Source organism: Streptomyces sp. NBC_00335, assembly GCF_036127095.1.
Taxonomy (GTDB): Bacteria; Actinomycetota; Actinomycetes; order Streptomycetales; family Streptomycetaceae; genus Streptomyces.
On record NZ_CP108006.1, the window covers coordinates 6,882,201 to 6,898,660 of the forward strand.

General features: G+C 68.3%; 18 protein-coding genes. 16 read left to right on the plus strand and 2 right to left on the minus strand.

All coding sequences use genetic code 11. The features are described from left to right. Positions 1-4: 4 nt before the first annotated feature. The gene (locus tag OHA37_RS31220; protein WP_266910134.1) at positions 5-325 is read right to left on the minus strand and encodes a ferredoxin; all 321 of its coding nucleotides are present in this window, start codon (positions 323-325) and stop codon (positions 5-7) included. Positions 326-590: 265 nt separating this feature from the next. Here OHA37_RS31220 and arc point away from each other — a divergent pair, with 265 nt between their 5' ends. The 6 genes from arc to prcA all read left to right on the plus strand — a co-directional run bounded on the left by arc (position 591) and on the right by prcA (position 6,751). Then, positions 591-2,357 (plus strand): proteasome ATPase, encoded by a 1,767-nt coding sequence (gene arc, locus OHA37_RS31225; protein WP_266910136.1) that lies wholly within the window; start codon positions 591-593, stop codon positions 2,355-2,357. Between the two features lie 251 nt (positions 2,358-2,608). Continuing rightward, positions 2,609-4,120: a depupylase/deamidase Dop gene (gene dop, locus OHA37_RS31230; RefSeq protein WP_266910138.1), complete on the plus strand. Its 1,512-nt coding sequence runs from the start codon at positions 2,609-2,611 to the stop codon at positions 4,118-4,120. A gap of 194 nt (positions 4,121-4,314) precedes the next feature. After that, on the plus strand, positions 4,315-4,527 hold the full coding sequence (locus OHA37_RS31235) for a ubiquitin-like protein Pup (RefSeq protein WP_133898495.1): 213 nt from the start codon (positions 4,315-4,317) through the stop codon (positions 4,525-4,527). Positions 4,528-4,731: 204 nt separating this feature from the next. Then, positions 4,732-5,151, plus strand: coding sequence for an endonuclease VII domain-containing protein (locus OHA37_RS31240; RefSeq protein WP_323182416.1), 420 nt, complete (start codon positions 4,732-4,734; stop codon positions 5,149-5,151). After that, positions 5,103-5,942: a proteasome subunit beta gene (gene prcB, locus OHA37_RS31245; RefSeq protein WP_266910142.1), complete on the plus strand. Its 840-nt coding sequence runs from the start codon at positions 5,103-5,105 to the stop codon at positions 5,940-5,942. Before OHA37_RS31240 ends, prcB begins: the two co-directional genes overlap by 49 nt. 44 nt (positions 5,943-5,986) lie before the next feature. After that, positions 5,987-6,751, plus strand: a complete 765-nt coding sequence (gene prcA / locus OHA37_RS31250) for a proteasome subunit alpha (protein ID WP_254384775.1) — start codon at positions 5,987-5,989, stop codon at positions 6,749-6,751. A 65-nt stretch (positions 6,752-6,816) separates the two neighbouring features. Here the strand turns inward: prcA and OHA37_RS31255 are convergent, their stop codons facing one another. Continuing rightward, positions 6,817-7,818 carry a LacI family DNA-binding transcriptional regulator gene (locus tag OHA37_RS31255; protein ID WP_266910145.1) on the minus strand — a complete coding sequence of 334 codons (1,002 nt, stop codon included), beginning with the start codon at positions 7,816-7,818 and terminating at the stop codon, positions 6,817-6,819. A gap of 145 nt (positions 7,819-7,963) precedes the next feature. On the opposite strand from OHA37_RS31255, the gene OHA37_RS31260 reads away from it, so the two are divergent. The 10 genes from OHA37_RS31260 (at position 7,964) to tatC (ending at position 16,456) form a co-directional block, all read left to right on the plus strand. After that, the gene (locus OHA37_RS31260) at positions 7,964-9,265 is read left to right on the plus strand and encodes an MFS transporter (RefSeq protein WP_266910147.1); all 1,302 of its coding nucleotides are present in this window, start codon (positions 7,964-7,966) and stop codon (positions 9,263-9,265) included. 125 nt (positions 9,266-9,390) lie between these two features. After that, entirely contained in the window at positions 9,391-10,752 is a 1,362-nt protein-coding gene (gene pafA, locus OHA37_RS31265) for a Pup--protein ligase (RefSeq protein WP_053678744.1), read from the plus strand. 136 nt (positions 10,753-10,888) lie between these two features. Continuing rightward, positions 10,889-11,827: an FKBP-type peptidyl-prolyl cis-trans isomerase gene (locus OHA37_RS31270; protein WP_266910152.1), complete on the plus strand. Its 939-nt coding sequence runs from the start codon at positions 10,889-10,891 to the stop codon at positions 11,825-11,827. Between the two features lie 48 nt (positions 11,828-11,875). Beyond that, entirely contained in the window at positions 11,876-12,253 is a 378-nt protein-coding gene (locus OHA37_RS31275) for an FKBP-type peptidyl-prolyl cis-trans isomerase (RefSeq protein ID WP_266910154.1), read from the plus strand. A 170-nt stretch (positions 12,254-12,423) separates the two neighbouring features. Beyond that, a complete protein-coding gene (locus OHA37_RS31280; RefSeq protein WP_266910156.1) occupies positions 12,424-13,380 on the plus strand; it encodes a helix-turn-helix transcriptional regulator in 957 nt (318 codons plus the stop codon). Between the two features lie 103 nt (positions 13,381-13,483). Next, the gene (locus tag OHA37_RS31285) at positions 13,484-14,497 is read left to right on the plus strand and encodes a helix-turn-helix transcriptional regulator (protein ID WP_266910158.1); all 1,014 of its coding nucleotides are present in this window, start codon (positions 13,484-13,486) and stop codon (positions 14,495-14,497) included. Positions 14,498-14,519: 22 nt separating this feature from the next. After that, on the plus strand, positions 14,520-14,732 hold the full coding sequence (locus tag OHA37_RS31290) for a CpXC domain-containing protein (protein WP_243334037.1): 213 nt from the start codon (positions 14,520-14,522) through the stop codon (positions 14,730-14,732). 26 nt (positions 14,733-14,758) lie between these two features. Next, entirely contained in the window at positions 14,759-14,959 is a 201-nt protein-coding gene (locus OHA37_RS31295; RefSeq protein WP_266910160.1) for a hypothetical protein, read from the plus strand. A 170-nt stretch (positions 14,960-15,129) separates the two neighbouring features. After that, the gene (tatA, locus tag OHA37_RS31300; protein ID WP_266910162.1) at positions 15,130-15,429 is read left to right on the plus strand and encodes a Sec-independent protein translocase subunit TatA; all 300 of its coding nucleotides are present in this window, start codon (positions 15,130-15,132) and stop codon (positions 15,427-15,429) included. Between the two features lie 61 nt (positions 15,430-15,490). Next, entirely contained in the window at positions 15,491-16,456 is a 966-nt protein-coding gene (gene tatC / locus OHA37_RS31305) for a twin-arginine translocase subunit TatC (protein ID WP_266910164.1), read from the plus strand. Positions 16,457-16,460: the final 4 nt, after the last annotated feature.

Here is a 16,460-nt window from a genome sequence, read left to right on the forward strand (position 1 = left end):
ACCGTCACTCCGCGTCGGGACCGAAGACTTCCACCCTGTCCGAAACCCGCCTTACGTGGATGCAATCCCCGGGACATTCCTTCGCGGAATCCACCACGTCCTGAAGCAGCACCAGCGGAACCGGAGTGGTCGCCCCCGCCTCCACGAGCAACTCGTCCGCAGGGCTCTTCACGTACGCCAGACCATCGATGTCCAGCTCGAACACCTCCGGTGCGTACTGCACACAGATGCCGTCGCCAGTGCAGAGGTCCTGGTCGATCCAGACCTCGAGCGGCTCTCCGGCCACGCCGGACCCCCCCGCGGACACCTCCTGCTGCACGGTCATATCTCCTGCCGTTCCCTGCCTCGAGTGATCCATCCCGGTCAGATACTCGCGGCAAGTCGCACGAGCTCTGACGGGTGTTGAACAGTTCGACCTTACAACCGGCTGCTTCCCGAGTTTGATGGGTGGGTATTTCCTTGACGGGAGGGAGTACGCAAGGGTGAAGATCGGACACACCCCTACCGTCTTTGTGATCTAGGGGTTTCAATCACCACCAGCCCAGGTAGGGTCAGAAAGCGTCCAGCTCCCCTTGGAGGAGGTGAGGACCGTGGCAGCCCACGACGACGACATCAACCGCGGCATCCGGCCCGGGCGAGGGTCTGAGGACCCCGCCGGCCAGGTTGCCTATCTCGAGCAGGAAATCGCCGTCCTGCGACGTAAGCTCGCCGACTCTCCGCGACACACGAGGATTCTCGAAGAGCGGATCGTCGAGCTCCAGACAAACCTGGCAGGCGTCTCCGCACAGAACGAGCGGCTGGCGAACACCCTGCGCGAGGCCCGCGACCAGATCGTGGCCCTCAAAGAAGAAGTCGACCGGCTCGCACAGCCGCCGGCCGGCTTCGGAGTCTTCCTGCAGTCGAACGAAGACGGAACCGTCGACATCTTCACCGGCGGCCGAAAGCTCCGAGTGAACGTGAGCCCCAGCGTCGAACCGGAAGACCTCCGGCGCGGCCAGGAGGTCATGCTCAACGAAGCCCTCAACGTGGTCGAAGCCATGCAGTACGAGCGGGCCGGGGACATCGTCACCCTCAAGGAAATCCTCGAGGACGGCGAGCGCGCCCTGGTGGTCGGGCACACCGACGAGGAAAGGGTGGTGAGGCTCGCCGAGCCGCTCCTGGACGTCACCATCCGCCCCGGCGACTCCCTGCTGCTCGAACCCCGCTCCGGCTACGTCTACGAGATCGTCCCCAAGAGCGAGGTCGAAGACCTCGTCCTCGAAGAGGTCCCGGACATCGACTACGACAAGATCGGCGGCCTGGGCGACCAGATCGAACTGATCCGCGACGCCGTCGAGCTCCCCTACCTCTACCCCGACCTCTTCAAGGAACACGAACTGCGGCCCCCCAAGGGCATCCTGCTCTACGGCCCCCCCGGCTGTGGCAAGACGCTCATCGCCAAGGCCGTGGCCAACTCCCTTGCCAAGAAGGTCGCCGAGGTCACCGGACAGCCCACCGGGAAGTCCTACTTCCTCAACATCAAGGGCCCCGAACTCCTCAACAAGTACGTCGGCGAGACCGAGCGGCACATCCGCCTCGTCTTCCAGCGTGCGAGGGAGAAGGCGAGCGAGGGCACCCCCGTCATCGTCTTCTTCGACGAGATGGAATCCCTCTTCCGCACCCGCGGATCCGGAGTCAGCTCGGACGTGGAGAACACCATCGTCCCCCAGCTGCTCGCCGAGATCGACGGCGTGGAAGGCCTGGAGAACGTCATCGTCATCGGCGCCTCCAACCGCGAGGACATGATCGACCCGGCCATCCTGCGCCCCGGCCGGCTCGACGTGAAGATCAAGATCGAGCGCCCCGGCGCCGAGGCCGCGAAGGACATCTTCGCCAAGTACCTCAAGGCCACCCTGCCCCTGCACACCGACGACCTCGGCGAGCACCAGGGCTCCACCGCCGAAACCGTCCACAGCATGATCCAGACCGTGGTCGAGCAGATGTACGCGGAAACCGAGGAAAACCGCTTCCTCGAGGTCACGTACGCCAACGGCGACAAGGAAGTCCTCTACTTCAAGGACTTCAACTCGGGCGCGATGATCCAGAACATCGTGGACCGTGCGAAGAAGATGGCCATCAAGGCCTTCCTCGAGCACAACCAGAAGGGCCTTCGCGTCGCCCATCTCCTCCAGGCTTGCGTGGACGAGTTCAAGGAGAACGAAGACCTGCCCAACACCACCAACCCCGACGACTGGGCCCGAATCTCCGGAAAGAAGGGCGAGCGGATCGTATTCATCCGAACCCTCGTCACCGGAAAGCAAGGCGCGGACACCGGACGCTCCATCGACACGGTGGCCAACACCGGTCAGTACCTCTGACAAAGCCGGCCGGCTGCGGGTGCCCGGCAAGGGCACCCGCAGCCGACTGCTTTACCAAACGCTCTTTTCAGCCGGTGACAGGGCAAAGTCAATGACTGAAATGATCTCCCCACCAGCGCGGAGTGGTTCTAGGCTCTTCCATACCGCAGGTCGCGCAGTGCGGGGACGGGCACCGCACACGACGCACCGGAGCACCAGCGGTACTTGAGCGCCGCTCCCGAACGGGAGCGCCGCCGGGCAAGGAGGGCCGCATGACCGTACGGCGAGTAATGGGGATCGAGACGGAGTACGGGATCTCCGTCCCGGGGCACCCGAACGCCAATGCCATGCTCACCTCGTCCCAGATCGTCAACGCCTACGCGGCGGCGATGCACCGGGCGCGACGCGCCCGCTGGGACTTCGAGGAAGAGAACCCGCTGCGGGACGCCCGCGGCTTCGACCTCGCCCGCGAGGCCGCCGACCACAGCCAGCTCACCGACGAGGACATCGGCCTCGCCAATGTCATCCTCACCAACGGCGCACGCCTCTACGTGGACCACGCACACCCCGAATACAGCTCCCCGGAGATCACCAACCCGCTCGACGCCGTCCTCTGGGACAAGGCCGGCGAGCGGATCATGGCCGAGGCCGCCGTCAGGGCCGCCCAGCTCCCCGGGGCCCAGCCCATCCACCTCTACAAGAACAACACCGACAACAAGGGCGCCTCCTACGGCACGCACGAGAACTACCTGATGAAGCGGGAAACCCCCTTCTCGGACATCGTGCGCCACCTCACCCCCTTCTTCGTCTCCCGCCTCGTCTTCACCGGAGCCGGCCGCGTCGGCATCGGCCAGGACGGCCGCGAACACGGCTTCCAGATCAGCCAGCGCGCCGACTACTTCGAAGTCGAGGTCGGCCTGGAGACCACCCTCAAGCGCCCCATCATCAACACGAGGGACGAGCCGCACTCGGACGCGGAGAAGTACCGCCGCCTCCACGTGATCATCGGCGACGCCAACCTCTCCGAGATCTCCACCTACCTCAAGCTCGGCACCACCGCACTGGTCCTGTCCATGATCGAAGACGGCTACATCAACGTCGACCTCGCCGTGGACCAGCCCGTACGCACCCTCCACCAGGTCTCCCACGACCCCGACCTGCAGCACCTCATCACGCTGCGCAGCGGCCGGACGCTGACCGCCGTACAGCTCCAGATGGAGTACTACGAGCTGGCCAGGAAGTACGTGGAGGAGCGTTTCGGCTCCGACGCGGACGAGCAGACCAAGGATGTGCTGGCCCGCTGGGAGGACGTACTGGGCCGGCTGGAAACCGACCCGATGAGCCTGTCGGGAGAGCTCGACTGGATCGCCAAGCGGGAGATCCTGGAGGGCTACCGGCGCCGGGACGGCCTCGAATGGGACGCGGCCCGTCTCCACCTGGTGGACCTCCAGTACGCGGACGTACGGCCCGAGAAGGGGCTGTACAACCGCCTGGTGGCCCGCGGCAAGATGAAGCGGCTGCTGGACGAGACGGCGGTGGAGCGGGCGCAGAGCAAGCCGCCGGAGGACACCCGGGCGTACTTCCGGGGGCGGTGCCTGGAGCAGTACGCGGACGACGTGGCGGCGGCCTCGTGGGACTCGGTGATCTTCGATCTGCCGGGCCACGACTCCCTCCAGCGGGTCCCGACCCTGGAACCCCTGCGGGGTACGCGGGCCCACGTGAAGGAGCTCCTGGACCGCTGCCGCACGGCGGAGGACCTGGTCCGAGTGCTCTCGGGGCGGTAAGCCCTTTCCCGGTCCCCGGGCGGGGGCTGAAAGGCCCCCCGCCCGGGAATCATGAAGACATCCGGACGTTATGAAAGTACCGGGACGGATGTCGGACCCTCCTTGTAGGGTCCGACGTAGAGTCTGATCTTGAGGGATCCCGAATTCGCGGGGTCTTTCACGTGAGCGTGCGAACCGAGCGGGGTGAGCTAGACATGGCGACCAAGGACACCGGCGGCGGACAGCAGAAGGCGCAGCGCTCGACCGAGGAGGTCGAGGAGGCTGCGGTCGAAGAATCGACCGACCTCAAGGAGCGACAGGAAAAGCTCTCCGACGACGTCGACTCCGTACTCGATGAAATCGATGATGTGCTCGAGGAGAACGCCGAGGACTTCGTTCGAAGCTTCGTTCAAAAAGGTGGCCAGTAGCCTTTGAATCGAAGGTGAACGGTGGGGTGGATGCTCAGAAGTGCAGGGTTGAAGCGTTGTGTGCGGTGCGGTGAAGAACGGCCGCACGCAGCCTTCGGCATCAGGCGGTCGAACATGGATGGCCTGCAGAAGTACTGCAGGGACTGCGCTTCGACGCACCACGTCAAGGCGCCGTCGGGGGAAAACGGGACGTCCCGCCCATGCATGGAAGTACCTGAAGGGCACAAACTTTGCACCCGCTGCGGGGGCGTCAAGCTGCACTCTGACTATCACCGCAAGGCATCCGCCCGCGATGGCCGCAATGCGCGCTGCAAGGCGTGCCGGGCCGTCGACGGTCGGGTTGGTCACCTCAAACGCAAGTATGGAATCACCGAGGCTGAGCGCGACCAGATGATCGCAGATCAGGGCGGTCTCTGTTGTCTCTGCCTCCGAGCCGCAGCCGTACATGTGGATCACTGCCACAAGACGGGTAGGGTCCGGGGCGTACTTTGCTTCAACTGCAATACGGGCCTTGGCCTATTGGACGAAGATCCCGACTGTGCCCGTCGGGTAGTCGAATATCTGGAAGGAAACCTGTGGAACCCAACATTCGAAGCACAGGGCGTCTGCCGGCAGCCTTCCTGACGCCGGGGTCGTCGTCCTTCATGGACTTCTTGGGCGCGCACCAGCCCGAGATGCTCCCGGGCAACCGGAAGCTGCCCGACGGGGTCATCGAGGCGCCGCACGGGACGACCATCGTGGCCGCCACCTTCCCCGGCGGGGTGGTCCTCGCCGGTGACCGGCGGGCGACCATGGGGAACATGATCGCCCAGCGGGACATCGAGAAGGTGTTCCCGGCGGACGAGTTCTCCGCCGTCGGCATCGCCGGCACCGCCGGTCTGGCCGTGGAGATGGTGAAGCTGTTCCAGCTGGAGCTGGAGCACTTCGAGAAGGTCGAAGGGGCGACGCTCAGCCTCGAAGGTAAGGCGAACCGGCTGTCGACCATGATCCGGAGCAATCTGGGGATGGCGATGCAGGGTCTGGCCGTGGTCCCGCTCTTCGCGGGGTACGACGAGGCCAAGGAGAGGGGCCGGATCTTCTCCTACGACGTGACCGGCGGCCGCTCCGAGGAGCACGGGTACGCCGCGACCGGGTCGGGCTCGATCTTCGCCCGCGGTTCGATGAAGAAGCTGTACCACTCCAAGCTGACGGAGGAGGAGGCCACGACGCTCGTCGTGCAGGCGCTGTACGACGCCGCCGACGACGACTCGGCGACCGGTGGCCCGGACCTCTACCGCCACATCTACCCCATCGTCACCGTCATGACCGACGAGGGATTCCGCAGGCTGACCGACGAGGAGTCCTCGGAGCTGGCCCGCAAGATCACGAACCGCCGGCTGGAGCAGCCCGACGGTCCGCGCGCCGCCCTGCTCTGACCCTCTGACCTCCTCGTCGTCCAGAAGAAAGGGACGGAAAGCCGGTGTCGACTCCGTTCTATGTGTCACCCCAGCAGGCCATGGCCGACCGGGCGGAATACGCCCGCAAGGGCATCGCCCGCGGTCGGAGCCTCGTTGTCATCCAGTACGCCGACGGCATCGTGTTCGTCGGTGAGAACCCGTCGCGTGCGCTGCACAAGTTCAGCGAGATCTACGACCGGATCGGCTTCGCGGCCGCCGGCAAGTACAACGAGTACGAGAACCTGCGCATCGGCGGTGTGCGGTACGCGGATCTGCGCGGATACACGTACGACCGTGACGATGTGACGGCCCGTGGGCTGGCGAACGTCTACGCGCAGACGCTCGGCACGATCTTCTCGAGTGCGGGGGAGAAGCCGTACGAGGTGGAGCTGGTCGTTGCCGAGGTCGGCGCGACGGCTGCCGGGGACCAGATCTACCGGCTGCCGCACGACGGGTCGATCGTCGACGAGCACGGGTCTGTCGCGGTCGGTGGCAATGCCGAGCAGATCAGTACCTACCTCGATCAGCGGCACCAGGACGGGATGACCCTGTCCGAGGCGCTGAAGCTGGCGGTGCAGGCGCTGTCCAGCCAGGCGAACGGTACCGACAAGTCGATTCCGGCGGAGCGGCTGGAGGTGGCGGTGCTGGACCGTACGCGGGCTCAGCAGCGCAAGTTCAAGCGGATCCGTGGCCGGCAGCTGTCGCGGCTGCTGGAGGCGGACGTTCCGGCGGCCGCTCAGGCGGATGCCGTCTCGAACGACGAGGCTCCGGAAGAGGAAGCCGAGTAGTCGTAGGAAGTGATGGGTGAGCGCCCCTGGCCTTCGGGTCGGGGGCGCTTTTCGCGTTCCCGGGCTCAGATGCGGGGTGCGGGCCCGGTGGAGTCGCGGACGACGAGGTGGACCGGGATGTCGACGGGGGTCCAGGGGGTGCCTTCGAGGACGGCGAGAAGGGCGGTCATGCCCTGTTCGCCGACGCGTTCGGCGGGGAGGTGGACGGTGGTGAGTTCCGGTTCGACGGCGGTGGCGAGGGCGAGGTCGTCGAAGCCGGTGACGGAGAGGTCTTCGGGGATGCGCAGGCCGAGGCGGCGGGCGGCCTTGCAGGCGCCGGCGGCCAGGATGTCGTCGTCGCAGACGACGGCGGTGGGGCGGCGGTCCGCGGGGGTGTCCAGGGCGGCTTCCATGGCCGTACGGGCGGCTTCCACGCTGAGGTGGGCCCGTACGGTGCGCAGCTCGGCGGGGGGCGGCAGGAGGGCGGCCAGGGCGTTCGCGCGGACGTCGAAGGTCCAGGAGTCGATGGCGGAGGCGAGGTGGAGGAAGCGGTGGTGTCCGTGGGTGAGGAGGTGTTCGGCGGTTTGGCGCATGCCGTCGGCGATGGCGAGGTTGACGTGGGCGTGGGCGGTGTCGGCGGTGGGGTCGCTGTCGAGCATGACGAGGGGGAGTCCGTCGCCGCCGAGGGCGTGGAGGGCGTCGGCGGCCATGGAGGAGGCGATGACTCCGTCGAGGGCGGCGCGGGCGGAGGCGAAGGGGTCGCGGGCGGGGCCGGTGCCGTCGGGGGAGGGGTAGAGGACGACGCCGAAGCCGTGTTCGGCGGCGATGCGGGCGGCGCCGGTGTAGACGCGGGCGAAGAATTCGTTGGTGAGGGCGGGGACGACGAGGAGGGCGGTGCGGGTGGAGCCGAGGCGGAGGTTGCGGGCGGCGAGGTTGGGGCGGTAGCCGAGTTCGGTGGCGGTGTGGCGGACGTGGTCGGCGGTGCGTTCGGAGACGCGGCCGCGCCATTTGTCGCCGAGGACGAGGGAGACGGTGGCCTGGGAGACTCCGGCGGCGGTGGCCACGTCGCGGCTGGTGGGTCTCGTCACACGGTGCTCCTGTAGTGCGAGGTCGCGGGGGGTGTGGGGGGTCGGGTGGGTGGACCGTCCGACATTGGTCATGGTACGTATGACCGGTCACGTTATACGTATTACTTGGTTGTTCCCGGCTGGGTCCGGGTGGAAGGGGGCGGACATGGCCGCGGGTTACGCGGAGCTGCTCAGGACCCGGCATGCCGCGAGGCTGCTGGTGGGCACGCTCATAGGCCGGCTGCCGAACGGGACGGGGCCGATCGCGATCGTGCTGTTCACCCGGGCGGAGGGTGGCAGCTACAGCCTGGCGGGGGCGCTGGCGGCCGTGTACGGGGTGTCGAACGCGGTGGGGCAGCCGTTGCTGGGGCGGGCGGTGGACCTGTTCGGGCAGCCGCGGGTGCAGTTGCCGGCGGCGGTGGTGTCGGCGCTGGGCATGGTGTGGCTGGCGTTGGCCGGTACGGGGTCGGTGGCGGTGGCGTACGCGGCGGTGGTGGTGGCGGGGCTGTTCACGCCGCCGCTGGAGGGCGGGCTGCGGGCGCTGTGGCCGAGCGTGCTGGGTGGCAAGGAGGAGCGGGTCCATGCGGCGTACGCGATGGACGCGGTGGCCCAGGAGGTCATGTTCACGGTGGGGCCGCTGCTGGTGACCTTGTGCGTGGCGCTGTGGGATCCGGCGGCGGCGCTGCTGGTGATCAACGGGATCGGGGTGCTGGGGGCGCTGTCGGTGGTGGTGTCGGAGCCTTCGCGCACGTGGCGTTCGGAGCCGCGGGAGGCGCATTGGCTGGGGGCGCTGCGTTCGCGGGGTCTGCTGGCGTTGCTGGGGGCGTTCTTCTTCGTGGGGACGGCGCTGGGGTCGATCACGGTGGCGGGTGTGGCGTACGCGGACGAGCACGGTGGTCAGGCGGTGTACGGCTGGCTGATGGCGGCGCTGGGTCTGGGTGCGCTGTTCGGTGGCGTGCTGTACGGGGCGCGGCAGTGGGCGGGTGCGGCGGAGCGGCGGCTGTGGTTGCTGGTGGCGTTGCTGGCGGTGTGTTATCTGCCGCTGATGCTGGTGCCGGGTGTGGTGGCGATGACGGGGTTCGCGGCGCTGGCGGGGGTGTTCCTGGCTCCGGCTCTGGCGTGTGCGTTCATCGTGGTGGACCGGCATGCTCCGGTGGGCACGGTGACGGAGGCGTTCTCGTGGCTGGTGACGTTCTTCGGGGTGGGTGCGGCGATCGGTACGGCGGCGGCGGGTCCTGCGGTGGAGGCTGGGGGTACGGCGGCGGGGTTCGCGGTGGCGAGTGTGGCGGGGGCCGCGGCGCTGCTGGTGCTGACGGTGACTCAGCGGGTGCTGGCGAGGCCGGGTGCGAGTCGTGCGGTGGCGGGTTCCGCGCCGGGGTCGGTGGCGGGGCAGTCGGCGGTGGGCTCGGGGGCGGGCTCGGCGGGGCCGTTGGAGGGCTCTGCGGAGGCCTCGGTGACGGGGTCTTAGGCGGGCCGGTGGGCGGGTGAGGGGCGGGCCGGCGGGCGGGTGGTGGGGTGGTCTCTCGGGAAAATGATCGAAACGGCGCCTGCGAACTCGGTTTCAGAACAGAGCAGAAGGCGTAATGTTCAGTCATGGACCGCCGCATTTTCGGGCTGGAGAACGAGTACGGCGTCACGTGCACGTTCAGGGGACAGCGCCGACTGTCTCCTGACGAAGTGGCGCGCTACCTCTTCCGCCGTGTTGTGTCATGGGGCCGCAGTAGCAATGTCTTCCTGCGGAACGGCGCCCGCCTCTACCTCGACGTGGGTTCGCATCCGGAGTATGCAACTCCCGAATGTGACAACCTGATCGAACTGGTCACCCACGACAAGGCCGGCGAGCGCATTCTCGAAGGCCTGCTCGTCGACGCCGAACGCCGCCTGCACGAGGAGGGAATCGCGGGCGACGTCTATCTGTTCAAGAACAACACCGACTCGGCGGGAAACTCGTACGGCTGCCATGAGAACTACCTGGTGGCCCGGCACGGGGAATTCTCCCGGCTGGCGGACATTCTGATCCCGTTCCTCGTCACGCGGCAGCTGATCTGTGGTGCGGGCAAGGTGCTGCAGACGCCCCGGGGCGCGGTCTACTGCGTGAGTCAGCGGGCCGAGCACATCTGGGAGGGCGTCAGTTCGGCCACGACCCGTTCGCGGCCGATCATCAACACGCGGGACGAGCCGCACGCGGACGCGGAGCGCTACCGGCGTCTGCACGTGATCGTGGGCGACTCGAACATGTCCGAGACGACCATGCTGCTGAAGGTCGGGGCGACCGATCTGGTGCTGCGCATGATCGAGGCGGGCACGGTGATGCGGGACCTGACGCTGGAGAACCCGATCCGGGCGATCCGCGAGGTCAGCCACGACATCACGGGTCAGCGCAAGGTGCGGCTGGCGAGCGGTCGGGAGGCCTCAGCGCTGGAGATCCAGCGGGAGTACTACGACAAGGCGGTGGACTTCGCGGAGCGCCGGGGCATCCGTACGGGTGTCGTGGACCAGGTGCTGGAGCTGTGGGGCCGGACGCTGGACGCGATCGACGCGGAGGACCTGGACCGGATCGGGACCGAGATCGACTGGGTGATGAAGTACCAGCTGATCGAGCGGTACCGGGCGAAGCACAACATGACGATGTCGAATCCGCGGGTGGCTCAGATAGACCTCGCGTATCACGACATCCACCGCAGGCGCGGGCTGTACTACCTGCTGGAGCGCAAGGGGCAGGCGGCGCGGATCTGCAACGACCTGAAGATCTTCGAGGGCAAGTCGGTGCCTCCGCAGACGACGAGGGCGAGGTTGCGGGGTGACTTCATCCGTCGTGCGCAGGAGCAGCGGCGGGACTTCACGGTCGACTGGGTGCATCTGAAGCTGAACGATCAGGCGCAGCGCACGGTGCTGTGCAAGGACCCGTTCCGGTCGGTGGACGACCGGGTGGAGAAGCTGATCGCGGGGATGTGAGGGTCTACAGGGCGCCGTGTGGCGCAGTGTGACATCGCACTGATCTTGGCCGGGGCCTCGTACGTATCTCGTACGGGGCCCTGTCCACGCCTTAGAGTGGCGACGACCTTTGTGCCGTCTGAGATCTGAGGAACACGTGCGCCGACTTGCCGGCCTGCTTGTCGTACCCCTTCTGCTGCTGTCGACAGCGGCCTGTGGCGACAGCGGCTCCGACTCCGCCCAGATGAAGAACGGGGCGCCCGCGATCACGGAGGGCGCCAAGTTCGGGGAGACCCCCGCCCTCGCGAAGGGCAAGGGCACCCCGCCGAAGGAACTGAAGGTGGTGACGATCAGCGAGGGTGACGGCCCGGCGCTGAAGAAGGGCGACATCGCCCAGGTCAACTACCTCGGCCAGGTCTGGGACGGTACGAAGCCGTTCGACCAGAGCTTCGGCAAGGGCAAGCCGTTCGACGTGACGATCGGTGCGGGCCAGGTCATCAAGGGCTGGGACCAGGGCCTGGAGGGCAAGAAGGTCGGCAGCCGTCTGGAGCTGGTGATTCCGCCGGACCTCGGTTACGGCGAGCAGGGCTCGGGCGAGACGATCAAGCCGAACGCCACGCTGGTGTTCGTCGTGGACGTCGTCAAGGCCACTTCCGTGCCGGTTTCGGCCACGGGCAAGGCGGTCCCGCAGACGGACGCGGCCCTGCCGAAGGTGGGCGTGAACACGGACGGCAAGGAAGTTTCCGTGGCCGTTCCGAAGGACGGCACGCCGCCGGCGAAGCTCGTGTCGAACTACGTCCTGGAGGGCGAGGGCGCGGTCGTGAAGGACACCGACAGCGTCGTCGTCAAGTTCAACGGCAAGACGTGGAAGGACGACAAGACGTTCGAGAGCACCTACGGCACCGACACGACGGTGACGTGGCCGCTCGCGGACCTTCAGGTCAAGGGCCTGAAGGACGGGATCGTCGGCAAGAAGGCGGGCAGCCGCATCCTGCTGGTCATCCCGGCGGACCAGGGTTTCGGTGACAAGGAGCAGGGCACCATCCCGGCCAACTCGACGCTGGTCTTCAGCCTCGACATCCTCGCCGTGGTGTAAGACTGTCCAGGTTGTCCCCCTGTTCGTAAGTTTTTGAGGAGCAGTTCCGTGAGCGACAAGCTCGAGAAGCCCGAGATCGACTTCCCCGAGGGCCCGGTCCCGACCGACCTCGTCATCGAGGACATCTGGGTCGGCGAGGGTGCCGAGGCCAAGGCGGGTTCCCGCGTCTCCGTCCACTACGTGGGCGTGGCCTTCTCCTCCGGCGAGGAGTTCGACGCTTCCTGGGGCCGCGGCGCGCCGCTGCAGTTCCAGCTCGGTGTCGGCCAGGTCATCTCCGGATGGGACCAGGGCGTCCAGGGCATGAAGGTCGGCGGCCGTCGCAAGCTGACGATCCCGGCCCACCTCGCGTACGGCGACCGTGGCGCCGGTGGCGCGATCAAGCCGGGCGAGACGCTGATCTTCGTGTGCGACCTGATGGCCGCCTGATCAGTCCGCTGTGGGCGGCGCCGTGAAGCGTCGCCGTGGAGCGTGTGGGGCCCCCGTCTCCGAGGCGGGGGCCCTCGCTTTTGCCCTGGACCATCGGGGCGGTACGGTCAGCGGTCACGAGGGTGTACCGGGGACACGACTCGAAGGTCTGGAAGGGCGGATGGGCGTCGATGGCGATTGCCAAGGCCGAGCGGCTGATGAATCTGGCGCTGTGTCTGCTGGGGACGCGTCGGCCGCTCAGCAAGCGGGAACTGCGCGGTTCCATCGAGGCCTACATGGAAGCCGGGAACGACGAGTCCTTCAACCGCATGTTCGAGCGGGACAAGGACGATCTGCGGGAGCTCGGGCTGGTCATCGAGACCGTCGAGAACCTGGAGGGCGACACCGGTTATCTGGCGCGCCGTGATTCCAACCGGCTGCCGCCCGTGGCGCTGGACGCCGAGGAGGCCGCGGCCCTGGGGCTCGCCGCCAAGGTCTGGCAGCAGGCCCGGCTCGCCGGGGCGGCCAGTGGCGCCCTGCAGAAGCTGCGTGCCGGCGGTATGCCGGAGGCCTCGGATCCGTACGAGGGCCAGCACAGTGCCATCGAACCGAGGATCCCGGTGCACGAGGCGGCCTTCGAGCCGCTGATGCTGGCCTGCCGCGATCGCCGCCCGGTCGTCTTCGACTACCGCAAGTCCACCGCCGCCCGTCCTGAGACCCGTCAGGTCGAGCCGTGGGCCCTGGAGTGCTGGCGCGGCCACTGGTACCTGGCGGGCTTCGACCGTGACCGCGGGGCGGAGCGCGTGTTCCGGCTCTCCCGGATCACGGGCAAGGTCCGCTCGCGGGCGGCCAAGTACACCGCCGAGGTCCCGGACGTGGTGACCGTGCGGGAGACCGTGGCGAGGTGGGCCGGGGAGAGCGCGGAGCGTTCGGCGCTGATCCGGCTGCGTGCGGGGGCGGGCTATCCGCTGCGGTCCAAGGCCACGGCGGTGCGCGAGGGCGGCGAGGGCTGGGACGAGCTGGAGATCCCGTACGGGCACGGGCTGGACGCCTGGCTGGTGGAGTTCGGCCCGGATGTCGTGGTGCTGGAGCCGGCCGACCTGCGGGCCGATGTGGTGGACCGGCTGCGGGCCGTGGCCAAGGGCTAGGGCCGGCCCGTCGTCGGGCCGCGCGGAGCCGTGCGGTGCCGCGCGGGAGCGGGTGGACCGGGCAAGATCATTGAGCAACGCCCTGAGGGGGAGACGTACCAGCATGGCTGCCAACGCCATCGACCAGACGCGCCGGATGCTGTCCCTGGTGACGTACCTGCGCGAGCGCCCGGGTGCGCACGTCGCGGACGTGGCCCGGGCCTTCGGGATCACCGAGGACGAGCTGATCTCGGACCTCGACGTGCTGCCCATGTGCGGGACCAGCTTCCGGGGCGGTGACCTGCTCGACATCGACACCGACGGGGAGCGCATCTGGTGGCGCAATCCCGACGCGTCGGGGGAGTCCACCGCCGAGCCGCTGCGGCTGGCCGCCGACGAGGCGACGGCGCTGCTGGTGGCGGCGCGGGCCGTGGCCACGCTGCCGGGGCTGCGCGAGGGGGACCGCCAGGCCCTGCTGCGGGCGACCGCGAAGCTGGAGGCGGCCGCGGGGGAGGTGGCCGGGGCCAGTTCCCGGCTGTCGGTGACCTTCGAGTCCGAGGGCGGGGTCTTCGCCGACGTGGACCGGGCCATCGCCGAGCGGCGCCGGCTGTGGCTGCGCTACTACTCGCCCGCGCGCGACGAGCTCACCGAACGCACGGTGGACCCGATCCGGCTGTTCGCCGTCGGGCACACCTACATGGAGGGGTGGTGCCACCTCTCGGAGGCCCGGCGCACCTTCCGGCTGGACCGGGTGGCCGAGATCCGGCTGCTCGACGAGCGGGCCGATCCGCCGGCCATCGAGCCCCGTGATCTGTCCGAGGGGCTGGTCCAGCCCGCCGCCGAGGATCCGGAGGTCGTGGTCGAGGTCGGTCCCGGCGGGCGCTGGGTGGCCGAGTACTACCCGCACGACAGTGCCGAGGAGCTGCCCGAGGGGGGCCTGCGGATCACCTTGCGGACCCCTGACCCGGGCTCGCTGCGGCGCCTGGCGCTGCGGCTGGGCCGTGAGGGTCGGATCGTGTCCCCCGTGGAGCTGGCGGACAGCGCCCGCAGGGCGGCCCGGGAGGCGCTCGCCGCGTACGAGGGCCAGGCGGTCGAGGACGTGGCCGCCGCGAGTGCCGCGGCCGGGGAACAGGGCTGAGGGCCGAGGGGGGATCCGCGCGATGTCGGTCGCGTTCAAGGCGTCCTGTCCCGACTGCCGGGCCCGTTTCGAGCTGGACGCGGGCTCCTTGCGCCTGGCCATCGGCGGCAGCCGGCGTACGACCTTCTACTCCTTCACCTGTCCCGAGTGCGGCGCTCCGGTACGCAAACCGGCCGGTGAGCGCATCGTGGAACTGCTGACCGGTGGCGGAGTGAGCACCCTGCGCAGCGTGTGAGGCGGGCGGTGGCCTAGGCTCGTCACATGCTGTGGCCGATGTTCGCAATCGCTCTGGGCTTCCTCGGGGTCGCCGTGCTCGCCGTGCTCGCCGTGCGGGTTTTCGTGGAGGTGCGCCGCCTCTCCGTGCAGGTCGCGGACGCCGGACGCCGGATCGCGGAGGCCTCCGCGGACCTGGAGCGGGCGGCGACGGGCCTGGCCAGAGCCGGGCGCTCCGTGCGGCCATAGCCATCGCCAGGCAACCGTCGTACTGTCTGACCACGCAAGCGGTGATGCCCCGGGGCATTGCCTGGCGTTAACCCCCGGGGGTTACGATCCTTGTCAGAACGGCTTACCGATCTCGGTCAGAGCCGTCTTGACTACCACAACCAGCCGTTTCGGTGAGAAGGAAGACACACATGATCGGCAACCTGAAGCCCCTCGAAATCCTCCTGATCGTCGCCGTGATCTTCCTGCTGTTCGGTGCCAAGAAGCTTCCCGACATGGCCCGCTCGCTCGGCAAGTCCGCCCGCATCCTCAAGAGCGAGGCGAAGGCGATGAAGAAGGAGGGGGAGGCGGAGGACGCCGCCACCGCTTCTTCCGTCGCCGACCCGGCGCCCCAGCAGCAGGCCACGGCCCCGCGCACGATCCAGGCCTCGCCCGGCGACGTCACCAGCGCCCGCCCCGTGAACGAGCCCAACCACACCACGCAGGGCTGACGGCGGCCGGTCCGCCGGCCGCGCGCGCACCAGTCAACTGCAACGAGACAAGGGACGTGGGTTGCTCAAGTCTGCCCGCAAGCAGGAGAAGCAGGAACAGAAGGCGAAGGACGCCGAAGGGCGGATGCCTCTTGTCGAGCACCTGCGTGAGCTGAGAAACCGGCTGATGAAGGCCGTCCTCGGGGTCCTCGTGGTCACCATCGTGGCCGCGTTCTTCTACAAGGACCTGATCGACTTCATGATGAAGCCGATCCTGGACTCCGTCGGCTGTTCCAACGGCGTGGTCACGCAGCGCAACGGGAAGCCCTGCGCCGCCATGACGGTCAACGGCCTCATCGCGCCCTTCTCCATCGCCCTGAAGGTCTCCCTCACCGCCGGTGTGGTGCTCGCCGCGCCGGTGTGGCTGTACCAGCTGTGGGCCTTCGTGGCCCCGGGGCTGCACAACCACGAGAAGAAGTACGCCGTGGCCTTCGTGGCGGTCGGCGCACCGCTGTTCGGCGCCGGCGCGGTCCTCGCGTACAAGGTCCTGCCGCAGACCGCGGTGATCCTGCTGGAGTTCACCCCCGACAACGCGAGCAACCTGCTGCCGGTCGACGACTACCTCGACCTCATCACGCGCATGATCGTGGTCTTCGGCCTGGCCTTCGAGCTGCCGTTGCTGCTGATCCTGCTCAACGTCACCGGGGTGCTGACCGCGAAGCGGCTCGCGAGCTGGTGGCGGGCCATGGTGCTGGGCATCACCCTATTCGCCGCGTTCGCGACGCCCAGCGGTGACCCGCTGACGATGCTGGCTCTGGCCACGCCGATCGTCGCCCTGTACTTCATCGCCCTCGCGGTCTGTTACCTCAACGACCGCAGGCGGGCACGGAAGGACCCCGACGCGGGCCTCGACGACGACGAGGCCTCCGCGGTGGACCTGACGCCGGCGGAGGTGGGTGCGGTCGAGGCCGTGGCGGCTCCGAACGCCCTGCCCGAGCAGGCCGACGGCGGCCGCCAGCGGATCAACGGCTACGACGACGCCACCTGATCGA

What these genes read in the sequence shown, in the direction of transcription:
- tatA (WP_266910162.1), top strand. Translation starts at nt 15,130, where the DNA reads ATGATCGGCAACCTGAAGCCCCTCGAAATCCTCCTGATCGTCGCCGTG.
- pafA (WP_053678744.1), top strand. Translation starts at nt 9,391, where the DNA reads ATGGACCGCCGCATTTTCGGGCTGGAGAACGAGTACGGCGTCACGTGC.
- OHA37_RS31285 (WP_266910158.1), top strand. Translation starts at nt 13,484, where the DNA reads ATGGCTGCCAACGCCATCGACCAGACGCGCCGGATGCTGTCCCTGGTG.
- OHA37_RS31260 (WP_266910147.1), top strand. Translation starts at nt 7,964, where the DNA reads ATGGCCGCGGGTTACGCGGAGCTGCTCAGGACCCGGCATGCCGCGAGG.
- OHA37_RS31240 (WP_323182416.1), top strand. Translation starts at nt 4,732, where the DNA reads ATGGAAGTACCTGAAGGGCACAAACTTTGCACCCGCTGCGGGGGCGTC.
- OHA37_RS31290 (WP_243334037.1), top strand. Translation starts at nt 14,520, where the DNA reads ATGTCGGTCGCGTTCAAGGCGTCCTGTCCCGACTGCCGGGCCCGTTTC.
- OHA37_RS31295 (WP_266910160.1), top strand. Translation starts at nt 14,759, where the DNA reads ATGCTGTGGCCGATGTTCGCAATCGCTCTGGGCTTCCTCGGGGTCGCC.
- OHA37_RS31220 (WP_266910134.1), bottom strand. Translation starts at nt 325, where the DNA reads ATGACCGTGCAGCAGGAGGTGTCCGCGGGGGGGTCCGGCGTGGCCGGA.
- dop (WP_266910138.1), top strand. Translation starts at nt 2,609, where the DNA reads ATGACCGTACGGCGAGTAATGGGGATCGAGACGGAGTACGGGATCTCC.
- OHA37_RS31280 (WP_266910156.1), top strand. Translation starts at nt 12,424, where the DNA reads ATGGCGATTGCCAAGGCCGAGCGGCTGATGAATCTGGCGCTGTGTCTG.
- OHA37_RS31235 (WP_133898495.1), top strand. Translation starts at nt 4,315, where the DNA reads ATGGCGACCAAGGACACCGGCGGCGGACAGCAGAAGGCGCAGCGCTCG.